Origin of the sequence: Pontibacterium sinense, assembly GCF_015209595.1 — a bacterium.
GTDB classification, from domain to species: domain Bacteria; phylum Pseudomonadota; class Gammaproteobacteria; order Pseudomonadales; family Balneatricaceae; genus Pontibacterium; species Pontibacterium sinense.
Window position 1 is genome coordinate 1 of record NZ_JADEYS010000020.1, and the last position, 19,583, is coordinate 19,583.

Sequence of the window (19,583 nt, forward strand, 5' to 3'; positions counted from 1 at the left end):
GAAACAGCAAACTGAATATGTACCTCAAATGACCTAATCAATCACTTGAGGCACATATGGAGAGATGGTATCTACGGTTACACAAAGCCGCCCAACAAACTCACGCTGTAGATTGGGACGAGCATCAGCGATGCCCAACAAAACACCACCATTCCCCGCATTCCCACGCAGGTCATGGGAACGAGATAGATAGAAACGAGATGCTACCTACAACTGCCCCCCCTTTATTGGGTTACATCGCACGGATGGATCAGATGTAAATTCCAATATCCTGCTAAGGTGCGACTAACCCAACCTACACGATGCGGGCAGTTCAGCTACGGAAGCAACGAGACTGCCCAACAAACTCAACCCGTAGGTTGGGACGAGCGCCAGCGATTCCCAACAAAACACCACCACCTCAAAATTTAGACAACAAAAAACCCCGCTCTCCGAAGTGAACGGGGTTTTCTTAAGCGCTTAGTGAATCAGCAGATCAGCCTTTGATATCAGCTTCTACTTCTTCGAAGCGCTGCTCGATAGAACGTGCTGGAGGCGCAGTTGCCAGAGTCGCAACAATAATTGCGATGAAGGCAAAGATGATACCCGGAATGATCTCATACAGATCAAACAGACCACCACTCAGCTGCTTCCAAACCACAACAGTCACACCACCGACGATGATACCGGCCAGTGCACCCGCTTTATTCATGCGCTTCCAGTACAGGGACATAATCAGCGCAGGACCAAATGCCGCACCAAAACCTGCCCATGCATAGGACACCAACGCCAGAACTTTAGAGTCTTTATCCAGCGCAAGGAACGTCGCAATAACAGCGATCACAACCACTGCGATTCGACCAACCTGCACCAGTTTTTCCTGAGTCGCATTTTGGTTGAACAGTGCTTTGTAGAAATCTTCTGCCAATGCGGAAGAGGACACCAACAGCTGGGAATCTGCGGTAGACATCACCGCCGCCAAGATCGCAGCCAGCAACACACCCGCTACTGCAGGGTGGAACAGCGCATCAACCAATACCATAAATACGGTTTCGTTATCGCCCAGACCTTCAGGCAGATAACCAATCGCCGCCAGACCGATCAGACAAGCACCCACCATAGAGATTGCAGACCAGATCACCGCAATACGACGTGCAGCCGGTACCGCGTCTTTGCTCTTGATACCTTTGAAACGCGCCAGAATGTGTGGCTGACCGAAGTAACCCAAACCCCAACCCAACAAGGACAGCGTACCGATCACGGTAATGCTGGTACCGTCAGCGTTGGTAAACATATCCAGCAGTTCGGGGTTTTTCGCCTCGACCGCCGCTAGCGTGCCGCTCAAACCTCCGATCTCACCCATTGCGATCAACGGAACCAGGATCAGTGCACCGACCATCAGCAATCCCTGAACCACGTCCGTCCAGGATACTGCGAGGAAACCACCAAACAAGGTGTAGGAGATAACCGCAGCCGCACCAATCAGCACCGCCATGGTGTAATCAAAACCGAAAACGGTCTCAAACAGTTTACCGCCCGCCACCAGACCAGAGCTGGTGTAGAACATGAAGAAAACCAGTACGAATATCGCAGATACGACACGCAAACTGTGGCTGCTATCTTCAAAACGCTTTTCAAAGAAAGCAGGCAGAGTCAGCGCGTTGTCCGCTTTATAGGAGTAAACACGCAGGCGCTGAGCAACCAGCAACCAGTTCAGCCAGGTACCGATCAGCAGGCCACCCGCCAGCCAGAAAGAACCGTAGCCTGCAGACATTGCATAGCCCGGCAAGCCCATCAGCAGCCAGCCACTCATATCGGATGCGCCAGCACTCAATGCACTTGGGATTGGACCCAGATTACGACCACCCAGTACGTAGTCGGACAGATCCTGCGTACGACGGTACGCCACGACGCCGATAGCCAGCATCAAGATCAGGTAAACAATAAAGGTAAGGGTTACCATGAAATGAAACCTCTTAGTTACGTTATGGTTATTATAGGTTTGGACAGAACAGGCAGCCCGGATGACGCCTTTTCTTCATAACTGTATGAGCATGTAATAGCGCGGGATCTCCGCCACTGCTGACAAGCAAGCACACTGGGAGATAGCTTATAGACAAAGCCCAAGGCAATTGTCCTAATTCATAAACAACGAAAGTTCATACGCTCAATTTTACACCCTTAGAAAGTCGTAACACCCCCCAAATCATATAAAAACAGGCATTTGTCCTGATCACGTTATACTCAGGCCCGCCCAATTTCATCGATCCCTTTCGGAAGTCCTTAATACTGTTAGAAAAATTACCCAATCCACCCTTCCAACAGGCTTATCCGACTCACCCAAGGGCAAACAAAGCGTCAGTCTATTTTTACTGTATTTTTTCGACAAGCAGCCGTATGCTTCGAATTATTAACCTTCGAATGTACAAACAACTATAAAGCGGCACATCAATGGATAAATTGGACAAGCTTGATCTGGCGATTCTGCGCGAACTTCAGAAAAATGCCCGCGTGACAGTCACCGAACTGGCATCCCGTGTCGGCTTGTCCAAAACCCCTTGCCAAATCCGCATGAAGCGACTGGAAGAACAAGGCTACATTCTGGGCTATATCGCACTGGTTGATCAGAAAAAACTGGGCACTAAGCATGTCGCCTTCGTACAAGTTTCTCTTAACGATACAAAAACCAAAGCGTTAAAAGCTTTCAATGACGCAGTTCGTGCCATCCCTGAAATCGAGCAATGCCATATGATCGCCGCCAATTTCGATTACTTGCTCAAGGTACGCACCACCGATATGGAATCTTACCGCGCGGTGCTGGGTGAAAAGATCTCCTCCCTGCCCCATGTCACACAGACCAGCACCTTTGTGGTGATGGAAGATGTAAAAGACATAGAAGCCAAATTGCTCTGACCAGAGTTAATTTGGTAGGCACATCGCCTAACCGCAGTCGAGTAAACTATCGCTAAGGAATGACTTTGAACCGTAAAGCCGCTTTGCTGGCTTTGGGCTGCGTATTGATGTGGTCCACTGTTGCCAGTGCGTTTAAACTGACCCTGTCGCTGATCACTCCACTCCAGATGCTTTGGCTGGCAGTTGCGACCAGTTGCGGCATCCTCATTATAGCCGCCGCCATGCAGGGAAAGCTCTCGTTGGCACGCGATTATATGCGCGAGTCACCGGGCTATTTTATGCTGCTATCAGCACTCAACCCCACCGCTTACTACCTAATATTGTTCGCCGCCTACGACATGTTACCGGCACAACAAGCTCAAGCCCTGAACTACACCTGGGCGGTGGTGCTAAGTATTCTGGCGGTGCCATTTTTAGGCCAGCGTTTTACGGTCATGAACGGTATCAGCGTACTCATCGCCTATACGGGCGTACTGGTGATCGCCACCCAAGGAGACCTGCTGGCGCTGGATTTTCAGAACCCGCTTGGCGTAGCACTGGGAGCAGGCAGTTCAATCTTTTTTGCCAGCTATTGGATTCTGAATACCCGCAAACCCCGTGATGCCGTCGCATCCCTGCTCCTGTGCTTTAGCCTGAGTTTGCCCATTCTGACAGTGCTGATGATATGGCAGGATGGTTTCAATGCCATTCCGTGGCCGGCGATCGGAGGCGGCATCTATATTGGTACCTTTGAGATGGGATTCGCGTTTCTGCTTTGGATGAATGCATTACGCCTGAGCACCAATACTGCACAGCTGAGTAATCTGGTCTACTTGTCACCGCCAATATCATTAATCCTTCTCGCCGCTATCGTCGGCGAACCGGTGATGATCTCAACTGTTATTGGCTTAGTTCTGATTATCGGTGGCGTCGTCATCGGGCAATTCAAACGTGCATAAATAGCGAACGCAAGATTGCCTCACCTGCCTTAACTCCCGCGTATGACGACCCTATCAGGTGCCGTACATCAGCGCTAACACCTTCATTTGTGACGCTTTTGTTATGGAACGACGATGAAACAATTCTTGCTCTTTTCGCAGAACGTCTATAATGATTTGATTAACAAACACACGCTAAGTTGTTGTTTTCAAAAACCCTTCAAGGATTAAGGTTAATATGAAAATCCAGCACAAAATTGTTGCTATCCCACTGACCGTCATGCTGTTGGTTAGCACCATCACATTTATCCTTATTGAGACTTACCTTGAGTCCCAGCTGATTGAGCGCAACAAAAATGAACTGAACACGCTGGCTATGGCATCACTCGAGTCCGTTAGAACACTGGAAACAATCGATACTCAGGGTGAACAGCACGTTATTCGTTCATTTCAGAAACTGGCAGAAAATATTGCACATGCGGGTGATTTTCGCGTCACCTATATAGATGCCAACGGCAGAGTTCTTGGAGATTCAGATATAAGTTTCGACCAACTATCACACATCGAAAATCATGCTGATAGGGAAGAAATACAACTCGCTCTGGCCAACGGAAAAGGTATTGCCGAACGTTACAGCGCTACGCTCTCCACTGATATGTTATATGTGGCCGTTCGCTCTAACGAGGGACATTACACGGATAATAACTCACATTTAGCACACCCTATTATTGCCCGTATCGCACGCTCGCAGTCCTCTATTTACGCAGCCATCTATGAGCTGAGAGAAACGCTGTTCTTAACGGGCGTCCTAAGCATCGCGGCTGTTTTGGCATTAGGCTTGTTCGGTGCCCGCATTATGAAACGAACGGTTCAGAACGAGCAGCAACTGCTCGAAAAACGCGTTGAAGATCGCACCACCGAGATCTCTATACTGCAAACCTTTGGCGGCTTGCTCAATGCGTGCTCCACACTGGATGAAGCCAGCGAAGTATTAAATAACGTCATTCCCAGACTGTTGCCGGAATTCAAAGGCAGCATTTCGATTATCAAATCCTCTCGCAACCGGCTGGATCGTATCGCTGACTGGGGAGGCGACTGGCCCGGTGCCGATCGATTTGCCCCAGGTGAATGCTGGTCACTGCGTAAAGGTCACCAGCATCTTTCCACCGAGCACGGTATTCAAACCCTATGCCACCACTGGGTAGATATACCAACCGATCATCAAACACTCTGTATACCTTTACTGGCCCAAGGCGAAACGATCGGTGTTCTGCATTTTGTGATGCCGATGGACGTCAGCCTTGATCATTACAAAGGGCTATCAAACGCGATTTCCGAGCAGGTGGGTTTGACCCTTGCCAATATCCAGCTGCGCGACAGTCTGCGCGAACAAGCGATCCGCGATCCGCTGACCGGACTGTTTAACCGCCGCTATATGCTCGAAGCATTGGATCAGTCTCACAGCCGTGCAGAACGAACCCAGACCGAAATCGCCATTATGATGATCGATCTCGATCACTTTAAACTCTTTAACGACAACTTCGGTCATGATGCCGGAGACCATGTACTAAAAGCTGTCTCACAGGTTCTGAAAGATTCTCTGCGTCAGGAAGATATCGCCTGCCGTTACGGTGGTGAAGAGTTCTGTATCGTATGCCCGTCTACCAATGAGCAACAGGCATTGCAGATCGCTAAACGCATCGGTAAAGGCATCAGCTCACTCGAACTTAATATGAACCAGCTATCACTGGGTACAGTCACCACATCCATTGGTATCGCCCTGTATCCAAACCATGCTGACAACATGGAAGACACCATTAAAGCCGCAGACGAAGCTCTGTACGTGGCGAAACAAAACGGGCGAGATCGTGCGGAAATTGCGCAACCGATATTCGTTGAGAAAGCTGAAGAACAGCCTGCGTTGGAAGCAGAATTTGAACCGGTCGCGGAAACTGAAAACGCTTAATTAGCGATACCACCCCCAGCAGGTTGTAGAGAACAGATCTACAACCTGCCTTCTCCCACCTATGCTCAAAAAACGAACAACGGCCACCTGCCCTTCCGACAACGCCGATCTATATCTCATCTGACACACTCCACCTGACGGTGGATAACCACACTGACCTGCCCGATGTTAGATTATGATATTGAGTACCTATCATCTACTTGGCCCATTCAGATGAAGAACAATAATAAGATCCCGAATCAATTTCAGAGCAAAAGTCTGGAGATGATCAACTGGAGGGAAAGGAGTCAGGACATTTAGCCGATGTATACACAAGAGGAAACCACTCAGCAGAGGTCGAAGCCGTGCTGTGTGACACCTTTCAAAAACAGGCTCAGAAATATGGTTGGTATGTGAGCTGAGGTGCCCATATTAGACCTAGCAACAGACGTATTACCTGAATAGGCTAACTTTCACGTATGAACGCTAAAACATCGATGCAGGTTCATTGACTGAAGAGACGGATAGCCTAAGCCCCGAACTGAACATAGGATTCGAGGCTTTAATTAGGCATGTGTCCCTTACTCTGCGCTCAACCCGTCGGAATGACTACCCGAAAGATCTCCGTCGCTAAAAAGCCAGTGGCCTATATCAAGGCCACTGGAAATCACTACATCAAAGAAGGGAGGTTGACCGAATAAAAACTGCGAACCAATCCGGTCTAGCCCGGGAAAGGCTGATCAATCCGCAGCTCTGTCCTTAGAACTTAACGCGCAGACCTGTAGTCAGGACTGAAATGTCGTCAAAATTTGCACCGGAACGGTCCAAGCTATGAATCGCAAAACCTGCGTATAGGTCCAGATTCTTAGTTGGCTTGTGTACATAACCCAGCACAATAGAGTTTGCTTCGTCACCCGCCATTACCAGATCATTGGCAACAGCATAGCGCAGCGATACTGCGTTCTTTCCGAAGATGTAACCCGCCTTCACGGTATAGAAATCAGCATCTGGGTTGCCAGCGTTATCATCGGATACAGTCGAGTAAGCAGCTGTCAGGTTCAGGCCGCTTTTAGCGCGCCAGCTGATGGAACCGCCGACGGTTTGCTCATCACCTGCAGAACCACCTTTACTTTCAGAGGAGAAACCTGCCGCAGCAAACAGCTTACCGTTGTCACCCAGATCAAACAGACGACGAGCGCCGAACTCAGTAACATTGTTGTTACCTTTAACACCCATGCTCATAGCCAGATCAACACCACCAAGCTTAGGCAGGTCATAACGCAAACGGTCATAACGGCTTTCAAAATCCAGGTCGCTCATCGCTTTGCTCAGACCAACTGTTGTGGTGCTGTTCGCATCGATGAAGTTAATGCTACCGCCCAACAGAGATGGGTTGGTGAAAGAGATAATTTGTGTGCCAGAAAGATCACGCTCTACGTTACCGTTCGCAGCACCATCACCCTGACCCAGGGACAGTTTACCGAAATCACCTTTTACAAAGACGTTTACATGACGCTCTTTGAATTCAGGGCTGATCGTCTTCGTTGTTGGGGTAACTTTGTTGGAAGGGTTAGACTGAAACTGCACTTCAATGTGTGCGCCGTACGTCAGACCATCTTCAGTTTTCTGTGAGGCTTTCACACCGACACGTGTCGCACTGTTGGTGTTATCGACAATGAATGTCTCGCTGTCAGTACCGTTGTCGGCAAACATAGCTGCCTGGTTCACGTGCCCGTAAAATTTGACTTCTGCGGCCTGAGCCAGACCAGATGCCACTGCCAGAGCGGAACCGATAATCAGTTTTTTTGAAGATGGCTTCATATAAAAATACCCCTACACCTTTATTTAAGTGTGCAATCACACTCTTCAGTCCATCCGACATTTAGAACATCAGATATATATTTATTTTTCTTCTCACTGAATTTGACGACTCGGTTGAACTTATTAGAACTCAACAGTCTTACCTTAAAGCCCTAACGTTCGCGTCAGGTCACTCTTCAAAGCGTCCAATCAGAAGTTACGGCATCAATGCTATCAGCCTGTCAAAAAGCGCAGAAATACTACATTTCTATTGCAGCCATAGGTTTTTTGTATATTCAGAACCTCTTATCGAATAAACCTATAGAAAGACACGGCGTAATAACGCCTGCCTATAGCACTAATACCTAGAACAAAATAAATTAGCGGTACTTTCTGGCAGCATCATCTCCCAGCTCAAAGACAAAACTTATTCAAGACCAAAACACTATTTATAAAAAACGACACCTCAAGAACATTAATCCCAAGGAAATCAGGATTATTATTCAAAGAATACAAAACCTAAAACCAACGATCAGAGCAAGTATTATGCAACTCATATTAAAGAACCGGCCAACAAGTCTGGGGCTTTCTCGGCGAGCGATATAACAGCTTTGTGTTCGGAAGGCAGCGCAGCTGCGCATGATGGGTCATTACAAACTATTCAACGATGTAGAAATCTTCATTGGAGGCATATATTTCATAGCCTCCAGAGCAATCAGACCATTACGCCATCTCTTTTCTCCAGGCAGACAGCATGGTTTAAATCCCCGCCTCAACTTAGAGTTGCGCTGCAGGCCATAACCGCTCCGATTTTATTTTCAAGATTATAATCCAGAGATCTCACCCTTATATTCAAAAAGATGAAAACTTAAAATAATTAAAAAGGCAGGCAGCTTGGGTCCGATTTAACACCCCCGACTTTCTATAGATTTTCCCTATAAAAACTTTAACCGTATTTTTCTCAATAGACATTTTCTCAGCAATACGATCGTTATCTAAACCTTTTCCAAGATAATGCATTACCTCTTTTTCTCGACGCGTCAGGCTTTCAAAATCGGGCAGAAATCGCGCCTGAAGATCAACATCCTTAATAATATCGTAGCCAACAGAACCATTGCGCTCCATCAACAGGCGACCGAGATACTTGTCTGCTTCATCCAGAGAGATAGACAGTGGCAATACCGATACACGCCCTTCCAGTTCAAGCGATAGCCTATGGGATAGGCCTATACAATCGCTAATAATCACGGTGTATGGAATAACACCGTCATGTGTTTTTTGTGAAGAGATGTAATCCATACGCTCATGTAAAGAGAAGAAAAGGATAAGCTCACAAGAATGCTCCAGATCCATCAATTCTGTAACCGAATTCACTTTTAATACATTCAGATGCTGATCAATCCGCAGAAACACACGCTCTAACCCCAAACGATACATTGGGTATCCCCCGACGATCGCGACACTTACACCTAGAGACGGATACAGATAATGTTCTGACGAAGACACAGTTGGAAGACGCTCCTGCTCTCCCATTCAGCATGTATTACATGAACGGGCAAACTCATTTGTGATGATGTATATATGTCTACTTCGCTCAAAAACTGCGGGCCTGCCAGCTTTCCTATTCCAAGCACTCAGATACAACGACTTCTTCTCCGCACGCAAAAAAAACGGCCCCATAGGAGCCGCAAAGCCACTGCATCGAAGATGATGGGATACAATGACCACCGACCTGTGGCCACAGTCTTCTACGTTTAAAGGATTAACGGATACAGCATGAGCAGTGCCCATTTTGCCCCGAAGAACACCCATCTGAAGTTGCAGCCTGATGCTAGCAAATCGCGCAAACATAAAGGAAAGACAGGTTTAATATCTCCAGATATATGATTTTAGTATATCAACATACTCTCACTCCCGATCTGTTTAAGCTATAGTTCCAATCAGCCCAGCTATAGATATTTTCAATTTCGACAACACTGAAATACCTATATCCTATAGCCAGGCTCACCACCCATGACAACAATAAAAGAGGCGGTCTCGTGAATTTACGACAGTTGAAGTACTTCATTTCTATCGTTGAGGAAGGCAGCTTTTTAAAAGCAGCAAAGGTGCTTTGCATTGCTCAACCCGCCCTGAGCCAACACATTGCGAATCTGGAAGATGAACTTGGGACACAGCTGCTAATCCGCACACCACGGGGGGTGACAGCCACTCCTGCCGGAGAAGTTCTGTTCCAACATGCTCAGAAAATATCGTCGCAGCTCAAACAAGCACAAGACGATGTCCGTATGGAAGCAAACTCACCAAAGGGGGATGTGGCCGTTGTCCTGCCTCCAATGCTGTCGATTCACATAGCCCCTCGATTGGTCAAGTTGGTGGATGAGAACTATCCCGACATTCAGCTGCGCGCAACAGAAGCGCGAAGCCTAAAAAGCCTCGCGATGGTAGAAAGTGGCCGTGCAGATTTAGGTGTGATCGCAGGTCAAATGCCAAGTAAAACAGTGCATACTCATCTGCTTTACGAAGAGCCCCTGTTCTTTGTCGAGAGATATCCTGATGACGGCAATCCAAAAGATATCAATGACACAATTTCGTTTCGGGAATTAAGCAGAAGACCCTTGGCAGTCAGCCAGAAAAGTCACGCCGTGCGCGCAATGCTTGAAGAGATATCGGCGAAAAAGAACATGCCGCTTAAAATCAAACTGGAGACTGAATCTACCCGTTTGATCATGAGTTTTGCCGCCAGTGGCGTCGCCAATGCAGTGATGCCATGGCCTTCCATTTACAATATCTGGGAACAAAAAATGATTACCGCACGTAAGATAAGCCGCCCGGATATGTTGCGTCAGGTTTGTGTTGCCTGGCCAAAAAATTATCCCCTGAATACCGCCTCTATCATCGTGAAAGATATGATTGTCCAAATCATTGAAGATCTGTATAAAGAAGGCGTCATTGCAGGTGAATGGTTAGGCACGACTCAATCAGAGTTGACGGCAAAATAACGACCTGATCGCCATATAAAAAAGGGTAGCTTTCGCTACCCAAATAACCCGACGAATAAAGTTCATTCGACATATCCAAAGACCCGATCTCCAATCGAGCCGGTGAGACAGTTTTTACTCCCCGTCTCAGGGAGATCCCCTTAAAACATACCTTCCGTCACCCGCTCGACTCATACCTAATCGGAACGCTAAGCGGCTAAGAAAGCTATATTTCAAGGGAGAATCCGTCATATAAAGTTAATCCCAATGCCCTTGCACTGCGGCCTGATTCAACGTATCCGATTGCGACCACCAGCGGTCTCCCAATACCTCTGCATAACTGGCTATCTTTGCCGCCGCGTTGTCGATGCCCATCGCTTTCGCATAATGCATCGGCCCACCTAAGTGACGCGGAAAACCATACCCGTTCACGTAAACCACATCGATATCAGAAGCACTGCCAGCAATACCCTCTTCGACAATATGCGCACCTTCATTCACCAGCCCCAACATGCAGCGCTCAATAATTTCAGCATCACTGATCTCGCGACGTTCAAAGCCTAATTCATCCGCAACAGATTCGATCAGTGCCAGCACCTCTGGATCATTAACACCCGCGCCCTCACCACCTTCATAACGATAGAAACCGGCACCGGTTTTCTGCCCCTTACGGTCTGATTCCACCAAACGATCGTGTACCGTGAAGGCCCGCGTGTCGTATTGCTCGGGTGTCAAAGCCTTACGCATCATATAACTGATATCAATACCGGACATATCCGCCACCGCGAATGGCCCCATCGCCATACCGAACTGATAGAGTGCTCTATCCACTTGTGCAGGTGTGGCCCCTTCAAGTAGCAATAATCCGGCCTCACGCTGGTAAGACTGATACATACGGTTACCGATAAAGCCGTGACAGACACCGCTCACCACACCGACTTTACCCAAGGTTTTTAGCAGGCCCAGCACCGTTTTTAGCACCACAGGATTGCAGTAATCCGTTTTGACCACTTCTACCAGCTTCATAATATTGGCCGGACTGAAGAAGTGCATACCCACCACGTTTTCCGGGCGTTCCATCGTTGCCGCAAGCTTATTCATATCCAGATACGACGTATTACTCGCAAGGATCACATCTGGTTTACACACAGCCTGTAGCTGGGCAAAGACCTTAGTTTTTACACCCAGATCTTCGAATACCGCTTCTACCACCATGTCGACATCTGCCAGATCAGCGTAGTCAGTCGTGGTACGGATACGCGCCTGCATCGCTTCCGACTGATCCGCACTCATACGGCCACGTTGTACGGACTTCGCATTCAGGCTGCAGATGCGCTCCATACCTCGCGCTAATGCCTCAGCAGACAGCTCCAACAGGGTGACGTCGAAACCCTTTTGTGCAAAGGCCATCGCAATACCGGTTCCCATTGTGCCCGCACCAATCACGGCAACAGACTGCACCGGCATCAACTCAGCCCCGTTCAAGCCCGCCACCTTACCCGCCTGACGCTCGGCAAAAAAGATATGCTGCAGCGCCACCGACTGCGCAGAACCTCGCAGCGCAAGGAACATCTCCCGCTCTTTCTGACGCCCCGCTTCAAATGACAACGTGCACGCAGCCTCCACCGCATCAATACACGCCTGCACCGATTGCACACCGCGCTGGCGCTTTGCCTTCACCTTGCGCCAGTCATCAAACAATGAACCCGACACCGTTTTTACCGGACGCGAAGACAAACGGCGTTCGGCAGGCACCGTAGCCGCCACGGTTTGCGTGTAAACCAGTGCTTCTGCTTGCAGTTCACCGGCCATTACCTGATCGACCAAGCCCAGTGCAGCAGCTTTGTCCGCATTAACCGGCTTCCCTGAGGTGATCATCTCCAACGCCTTTTCCGCACCAATCAAACGCGGCAAACGCTGCGTGCCGCCTGCGCCCGGCACTAAGCCGAGATTTACTTCCGGCAACCCCAGACGACTGCCCTGCAAAGCAATGCGATAGTGACAACCCAGCGCAATTTCCAGCCCTCCACCAAGCGCCTGCCCATGAATTGCAGCAACCACCGGCTTTTCGCTGCCCTCAATGGCCGCAACGACATCCGGTAGATCTGGCTTCAGCGGCGGCTTACCAAATTCGCTGACGTCAGCACCCGCCATAAAGGTACGCCCCGCGCAGATCAGCAGAATTCGACGCGCGCGCTCGTCGGCGTTGGCCGCCGCGATGGCATCCATCAACCCCTGACGCACCGCCTGGGAGATCGCATTAACCGGGGGATTATCGACGGTGATCACCGCCACGCCATCTGAAATCTGCATACTGACCGCAGCCATAGGAACCTCGCTAACTGACTTAAGCTTCCGGCATACATCTGTGTGTAGCCGCTCATTTATCCGGCAGATTAGCAAAACGGCTAAGCATGAAAAAAATACTATTTACCTGTAGTTATTATCGTAATTCTTTATAGCTAGCCCACCGCCATCACAAACCGGCATTGCTATAACAGGCCATGCTGGCCAGATATCGTTTTTCCATATACGAACCAGACTTATTTAATATTTTTCCGATAACTCCAGTTCCATTATCTTCGGTTTCAAGCTCGGGCGACACCATCGGCAACGCCCACCTATAAAAACCAAGTAAGCAGACCGGAGATACAGACGCATGAACCTAGGCAGTCTCGTTGTCCGCGCCGCCCGATTCTGGGGCGACCGCATCGCACTCAAAGATGAACAAAAAACTGTTAGCTATTCAGAGCTGGATGAACGCTCCAACCGTCTGGTAAACGCTCTGCATAATCTCGGCATGAGCAAAGGCGACCGCGTGGCAGTACTAGCGTGGAACCGTGCGGAGATCGTTGAAGCGGAAGTCGCCCTCTACAAAGGCGGTTTTGTGCGCGTACCGGTTAACGCCCGTCTGTCTGCGCAGGAAGCGGTACACGTCTGCAACGACTCCCAGGCCAACGTACTGATCGTTGATCCGCAGCATCAGGACGCTGCACAGCTCGCGCTGAATGAGTGTCCAACCGTGTCCCGTATTTTGGTGATGGGCGAAGATATCACTGAAAACAGCTACGAAGCGGCACTGAAAGACGCCTCTGCCGAGGTGGAACTGCCGAATCTGGCCGCCGATGATCTGGCCGTGCTGCACTACACCTCCGGTTCCTCCGGCGTACTGAAAGCTGCAATGCAGACCGTGGGTAATCGCATGGCGATCGTGCGCAAGGTTAACTACCGTGCCAGCCTTCACGTGGACCGCCCGGAAACCATGGTGCACGTGGGTCCGATCACTCACGCATCCGGTATGTCGATCCTGCCGCTGCTGTCGCAGGGCTGCACACACGTGATCCTGAGCCGCTTCGACGTGGACGGCTACCTGAGCGTGATCGAAGCAGAGAAGGCACAGCAGACCTACCTGGTGCCAACCATGATCAACCGTATTCTGTCTTCGCCTAGCCGTGACAAATACGACATCAGCAGCCTGCGTCAGATCCGTTACGGCGCGGCGCCAATCTCTGCGGCTCGCCTGAAAGAAGCGATCGAATTCTTCGGCCCTATCCTGAACCAGGGTTACGGCGCCGGTGAAACTAACCACTCCGTTTGCATGCTGACCGAAGACGATCACGCCAGCGCCCTGAACGATCACCCAGAGCGTCTGACCTCCTGTGGCCGCCCGGTGTTCGAGAGCGAAGTCAAAATCGTCGACGACGAAGGCAACGAGATGCCTGTGGGCGAACGCGGCGAGATGATCATCCGCGGCAACGACGTGATGGCCGGTTACTGGAACGCGCCGGACCTGACCGACGCTGCGCTGAAAAACGGCTACTACCACACGGGTGATATCGCCTACGTGGATAAATACGGCTACCTGTTCATCGTCGACCGCAAGAAAGACATGATCGTGTCCGGCGGTTTCAACGTGTACCCGAACGAGGTGGAGAACGCGCTTTACCACCACCCATCCGTATTTGAAGCCTGCGTTGTTGGCGCGCCAGATCCGGACATGGGCGAAGTCGTGCAGGCGGTTGTTGTGCTGAAAGAAGGCTTCGAAGGCAGCGCCGACGAGTTGATCGAGCACTGCGCCAACGAGCTGGGCAAGTTTAAGAAACCACACGCAGTGGACTTCGTATCCGAGCTGCCTAAGAACAACACCGGCAAGATCCAGCGCCGTGACGTGCGCGCCGAGTACTGGAAAGGTCAGGACCGTCAGGTCTGATCGGCAACGGCCAAGAGGAGACTATCCATGCAACATATGAAAAATGCTGGCATACCGGAAGCGGAATTCAACGCTCTGCGCGAAAAAATGAATGCCTTTATCTACGACGAACTGATCCCTTTAGAGAAGGAACAGGGCCTGACACCCGAAACCTGTTTCTCCCGCGAGCAGCTCGAAGAGATCTGGAAGCGGTCTTACGAACTGGGTATCTATGGCTGCAATCTGCCCGCAGAGTTCGGCGGCCTGGGCTTGTCGATCAGCCAGCTTTGCATCCTGAAAGAAGACGCCACGCGCTCCAACGCAGCGCTGTACGGCTGTGTTCTGGGTGAAAACGGCGGCCCGATGCGGATCGGCTATATCCTCAATCAGGCGACTGAAGGCCAGCTGGAGGAGTACTTCATTCCAACCGCGCAAGGCAAACGTGCAGGCTGTTTCGCACTGACCGAGCCGCAGGCAGGTTCTGATGCCACCCGCATCCAGACCGCTGCCGTGAAAGATGGCGATGATTACATCCTGAATGGCCATAAGCGCTTTATCACGGCATCCCGTACCGCCGACTACGCCATCATCATGGCTGTCACTGATCCGGAAGCAGGCACCGATGGCGTAACGGCCTTTCTGGTCGACGCTGCATCCGAAGGCTACCAGATCGCCGGTGAATACCTGCCAATGTCCGGCCAGCACATCGACAACGATATCTACCTGAAAGATGTGCGCGTACCGGCCTGCAATATTCTGGGCGGGCTAGGCAACGGCTTTAAGCTGGGTATGAACCGCATCAATATCAACCGCTTGCTGCAATGCCCTACCATGCTGGGACATGCACAGTTCACCTACGACCGGGCTGTTGATTATGCTAACCGTCGCGAGCAATTTGGTCGCCCAATCGCCAACTTCCAGGCCATTCAGCACATGCTGGCCGACATGAAAACGGCACTGTTTGCCTGCCGCAGCATGATCGAAGCGGCTGCTGCAAAAGCGGATCGTGGTGAAGACATCCGTAGCGAAGCGTCTATGTGTAAAGTATTTGTCGCTGAAAATGCATTTCAGATCGCCGACAAATCTGTACAGATCCACGGCTCCGTTGGCCTGACACAAAGCGATCCGGTTGAATGGGTATTCCGCCGTCTGCGCATGTTCCGCGTACTCACCGGCTCCAGCGAAGTACAGCGTAACACCATCGCTAAAGGCATCAACAAAGGCTGGCAGAAAGCTCAGGCACCTGTGAAGGGACAATAATCATGACAGCCAATAACTGGTCCTTCCTGAAGGACGTTCGCATTATCGATATGTCCCGACTGCTGCCCGGCCCGATGACCACTCAGCTGCTGGCCGACCTTGGCGCAGAAGTGATCAAGATCGAAGAGCCTAAAGAAGGCGATACCGGACGCGTACTGGGCAAAGATATGTTTGCCCGCCTCAACCGCAACAAAAAGTCGCTCGGCATCAACCTGAAAAGCGATGAAGGCCGTGAGATCTTCAAGCAGTTGCTGGCCAATGCGGATTGTCTGGTCGAAAGCTTCCGCCCCGGTGCGATGGAACGTCTGGGTTTCTCGTACGAAGAGGTGAAAGCGATTAACCCATCACTGGTCTACCTGTCGCTGAGTGGTTACGGCCAGACCGGCCCTTACGCTAACCGTGCAGGCCACGATATCGACTTTCTCGCCCTATCCGGCTACTTCGGTGTGCCATCACAGGTCGAAGACAAAATCGCCCGTCCTAAAGTGCGTCTGAGTGACTATGCCGGTGCCATGTATGCCGCGTTATCCCTGAGCGTTGCTTTAGCAAGCGCCAAACAGTCCGGTGTAGGTCAGTACATCGACGTGGCAATTCTGGATGCCATGACCGCCTGGTCTGCACCGCTGCTGCGTGTAGCCCACGAAGTGTGTGACAGCGATCCAGACAAAATGCCATTCGTCATGCCGGACAATGACATTTTCGCTACTAAAGACGGCGAACATCTGGCAATTGGCCTGTTCGAGAACAAGTTCTGGAAACAGCTGGTTGAGATGCTCTCCGGGGAATTCCCTGCACTGGCCGACGAACGTTTCGCCAATACACGTCTGCGCAACCAGGCGAAAAACGAAGTACACGGCCTGCTGTCCTACGTTTTCGCATCAAAGACGCTGGACGAATGGACCGCTCTCTTCGATCCGACCGATATGCCATGGGCACCGGTACTACGCGATATGCGCTTCTTCGAAGACCCGCACATTCAGGCTCGCGGCCTGATGCAATCCATGACCGACCACAACGGCGAGAACGAAACCTTCCAGGTGCGCTATCCGGTGAAATTCTCCGCCGGTCTCGACGATCTGCGTCTGCCGCCACCGAATAAAGGCGAGCACACCAACGAAGTTCTGGAATCTCTGGGCCTGTCTGACGACGAAATCGACACACTGCGCAAAAACGGCACAGTGTAAGGAGCCATACGATGTCTGATGCTTATATTTGTGACGCGATCCGTACGCCCTTTGGGCGTTACGGTGGCGGCCTGTCGTCGGTCCGTGCCGATGATCTCGGCGCAGTACCGCTCAAAGCCCTGATGGCACGCAACCCGCAGGTAGACTGGGCGTCCGTGGATGACATCATCTACGGCAACGCCAACCAGGCCGGGGAAGACAACCGCAACGTTGCGCGCATGTCTGCCCTGCTGGCGGGACTACCAACCTCCGTACCGGGCAGCACCATCAACCGCCTGTGCGGCTCTGGAATGGATGCCATTGGGATGGCGGCACGCGCGATCAAATCCGGTGAAACGGAACTGATGATCGCCGGGGGATGTGAATCTATGTCCCGCGCACCGTTTGTGATGGGCAAGGCAGACACCGCCTTCTCACGCAATGCCAATATCGAAGACACCACCATCGGCTGGCGTTTCATCAACAAAAAGATGAAAGCGGAATACGGTGTGGACTCAATGCCGGAAACGGCTGAGAACGTAGCGGAAGATTTTGAGATCTCCCGTGAAGATCAGGACCTGTTCGCCTACCGCAGCCAGCAAAAGACCGCAGCCGCCATGGAAGCGGGACGGTTTAAGGAAGAGATCTGCCCGGTCACCATTCCTCAGCGCAAAGGTGACGACCTGATCGTGGATACCGATGAGCACCCACGTGCCTCAACCACACTGGAAGGCCTGGCAAAACTGCGCGCACCGTTTCGTGAAGGCGGTTCAGTAACGGCAGGTAACGCTTCAGGTGTAAACGATGGTGCCTGCGCCCTGCTGATTGCGTCCAAAGACGCCGCTGAAAAGAACGGCCTGACACCTAAGGCGCGGATCGTTGCCATGGCTACCGCCGGTCTTGAACCCCGCATCATGGGTTTTGGCCCAGCCCCTGCAACGATCAAAGTGCTGGAGAAAGCCGGACTGACGCTGGATCAGATGGACGTCATCGAACTGAACGAAGCCTTTGCTTCGCAGGGGCTGGCAGTGATGCGTGATCTCGGCCTGCCGGACGATGCACCACAGGTGAACCCGAATGGCGGCGCTATCGCCCTCGGCCACCCACTGGGCGCCAGCGGCGCACGACTGGTCACCACCGCGATGTATCAACTGCACAACACAGGCGGGCGTTATGCGCTTTGCACCATGTGTATTGGCGTTGGACAGGGAATCGCGTTAATTATTGAGCGCGTATAACCCAAACCGACCTTAACCTGAATGGTTCACCTCTAAACCCTTTCAGGTTAAGGCCCTTTAATCTCCAATTGCGTTTCAGCAATAGAACACCAGACACAATCAAACGCCGTCATTCCGTTGCCCATCTAACTGGATAGAGGCTTTATCATGCAACCCCCCCCCTCTCCCCACCATGAGCGCCGCTGTATGTCATCAGTGGGCTGGCATTGACGGTCTCCAGATAGAACAGCTCCACATCCCCCTGCCCCAAGAAGATGAAGTACTGGTGGAGATCAAAGCAACAGGCCTGAACACAACCGATTTGCTACTGATTTCCGGTCGCCACCAAACCAATAGAGATCTGGCGTTGCCCTATGTTCCTGGCATCGAAGGCTCAGGTATCGTTATCCAGTGTGGAGCAAAGGTTACCCAACTTAAACCCGGTGACCGGGTCACCGGATCTTTTCCAAAAGGTGCGTTAGCCGATAAAGCCATCACTAAAGCAAACCACCTATTCAGAGTGCCGGATAATATTGGGTTTATCGAGGCTGCGGCCTTACCGGTGTCCTATTTTTCTGCACATCTGGCACTACACTGGAACGGTCGATTGGAATCTGGCGAAACACTGTTAGTGCTGGGTAGTTCTGGCGGGATCGGCCTCAGCGCCGTACAGATCGGCAAAGCCATGGGGCTCAACGTCATCGCGGGCGCCAGTAACGACACAAAGCTTGAGTTTGTAAAAGACAAGGGCGCGGATAGAACGATCAATTATCGTACTGAGCACCTCAAAAATCGGGTGATGTCGTTGACCGATGGAAAAGGTGTCGATGCCTGCTTTGATCCCATCGGAGGAGACCTGAGTCTAACCGCACTGTCCTGCCTTGATTGGGGTGGCAGAATGCTCCATCTTGGATTTGTCGGTGGTATACAGCAACTACCTGCGAACCGTCTGCTAGTAAAAAACCGCGCTTCAATTGGTTGTTCTGCACGTTATTTTCGATTGCATCAGCCCAACAAATACCGGGAATCAGCTGAATGGATATTAGAGCGGGTTGCACGGGGTGAAATTCTTCCTTCAATCGGCCACTGCTTTTCAATGGCCGACTGCAAACTCGCATTTGAGAAATTAGCTGCAGGCGCAGTGCTTGGGAAAGTCGTTGTCACACCATAAGAGGATGTATGCCGAAGAACGGATCAAGGGAAGAATGGTGCCTGACAC

General features: G+C 51.0%; 13 protein-coding genes. 9 read left to right on the forward strand and 4 right to left on the reverse strand.

The window, feature by feature from the left end:
• Positions 1 to 475: 475 nt before the first annotated feature.
• The gene (gene putP, locus IOQ59_RS16785) at positions 476 to 1,942 is read right to left on the reverse strand and encodes a sodium/proline symporter PutP (protein WP_193954616.1); all 1,467 of its coding nucleotides are present in this window, start codon (positions 1,940 to 1,942) and stop codon (positions 476 to 478) included.
• Between the two features lie 488 nt (positions 1,943 to 2,430).
• Between putP and IOQ59_RS16790 the strand changes: the two genes are divergently transcribed.
• The 3 genes from IOQ59_RS16790 to IOQ59_RS16800 all read left to right on the forward strand — a co-directional run bounded on the left by IOQ59_RS16790 (position 2,431) and on the right by IOQ59_RS16800 (position 5,775).
• A complete protein-coding gene (locus IOQ59_RS16790) occupies positions 2,431 to 2,892 on the forward strand; it encodes an Lrp/AsnC family transcriptional regulator (protein WP_193954617.1) in 462 nt (153 codons plus the stop codon).
• Between the two features lie 65 nt (positions 2,893 to 2,957).
• A complete protein-coding gene (locus IOQ59_RS16795) occupies positions 2,958 to 3,830 on the forward strand; it encodes a DMT family transporter (protein WP_228050972.1) in 873 nt (290 codons plus the stop codon).
• A 217-nt stretch (positions 3,831 to 4,047) separates the two neighbouring features.
• Positions 4,048 to 5,775, forward strand: coding sequence for a sensor domain-containing diguanylate cyclase (locus tag IOQ59_RS16800; RefSeq protein WP_193954619.1), 1,728 nt, complete (start codon positions 4,048 to 4,050; stop codon positions 5,773 to 5,775).
• Between the two features lie 738 nt (positions 5,776 to 6,513).
• Here IOQ59_RS16800 and IOQ59_RS16805 read toward each other — a convergent pair.
• Positions 6,514 to 7,575 (reverse strand): porin, encoded by a 1,062-nt coding sequence (locus tag IOQ59_RS16805; protein ID WP_193954620.1) that lies wholly within the window; start codon positions 7,573 to 7,575, stop codon positions 6,514 to 6,516.
• A gap of 831 nt (positions 7,576 to 8,406) precedes the next feature.
• Positions 8,407 to 9,087, reverse strand: a complete 681-nt coding sequence (locus IOQ59_RS16810) for a helix-turn-helix transcriptional regulator (RefSeq protein WP_228050973.1) — start codon at positions 9,085 to 9,087, stop codon at positions 8,407 to 8,409.
• A gap of 506 nt (positions 9,088 to 9,593) precedes the next feature.
• Here IOQ59_RS16810 and IOQ59_RS16815 point away from each other — a divergent pair.
• Positions 9,594 to 10,556: a LysR family transcriptional regulator gene (locus IOQ59_RS16815; RefSeq protein ID WP_193954622.1), complete on the forward strand. Its 963-nt coding sequence runs from the start codon at positions 9,594 to 9,596 to the stop codon at positions 10,554 to 10,556.
• A gap of 237 nt (positions 10,557 to 10,793) precedes the next feature.
• Here the strand turns inward: IOQ59_RS16815 and IOQ59_RS16820 are convergent, their stop codons facing one another.
• On the reverse strand, positions 10,794 to 12,863 hold the full coding sequence (locus tag IOQ59_RS16820) for a 3-hydroxyacyl-CoA dehydrogenase NAD-binding domain-containing protein (RefSeq protein WP_193954623.1): 2,070 nt from the start codon (positions 12,861 to 12,863) through the stop codon (positions 10,794 to 10,796).
• A gap of 331 nt (positions 12,864 to 13,194) precedes the next feature.
• Here IOQ59_RS16820 and IOQ59_RS16825 point away from each other — a divergent pair, with 331 nt between their 5' ends.
• The 5 genes from IOQ59_RS16825 to IOQ59_RS16845 all read left to right on the forward strand — a co-directional run bounded on the left by IOQ59_RS16825 (position 13,195) and on the right by IOQ59_RS16845 (position 19,535).
• Positions 13,195 to 14,745, forward strand: a complete 1,551-nt coding sequence (locus tag IOQ59_RS16825) for a class I adenylate-forming enzyme family protein (protein WP_193954624.1) — start codon at positions 13,195 to 13,197, stop codon at positions 14,743 to 14,745.
• 27 nt (positions 14,746 to 14,772) lie between these two features.
• Complete coding sequence (locus IOQ59_RS16830) at positions 14,773 to 15,984, forward strand: acyl-CoA dehydrogenase family protein (protein WP_228050974.1); 1,212 nt, start codon at positions 14,773 to 14,775, stop codon at positions 15,982 to 15,984.
• Positions 15,985 to 15,986: 2 nt separating this feature from the next.
• A complete protein-coding gene (locus IOQ59_RS16835) occupies positions 15,987 to 17,168 on the forward strand; it encodes a CaiB/BaiF CoA transferase family protein (RefSeq protein ID WP_193954625.1) in 1,182 nt (393 codons plus the stop codon).
• An 11-nt stretch (positions 17,169 to 17,179) separates the two neighbouring features.
• Positions 17,180 to 18,385 (forward strand): 3-oxoadipyl-CoA thiolase, encoded by a 1,206-nt coding sequence (gene pcaF / locus IOQ59_RS16840; protein WP_193954626.1) that lies wholly within the window; start codon positions 17,180 to 17,182, stop codon positions 18,383 to 18,385.
• Positions 18,386 to 18,557: 172 nt separating this feature from the next.
• A complete protein-coding gene (locus IOQ59_RS16845) occupies positions 18,558 to 19,535 on the forward strand; it encodes an NADPH:quinone oxidoreductase family protein (RefSeq protein ID WP_193954627.1) in 978 nt (325 codons plus the stop codon).
• Positions 19,536 to 19,583: the final 48 nt, after the last annotated feature.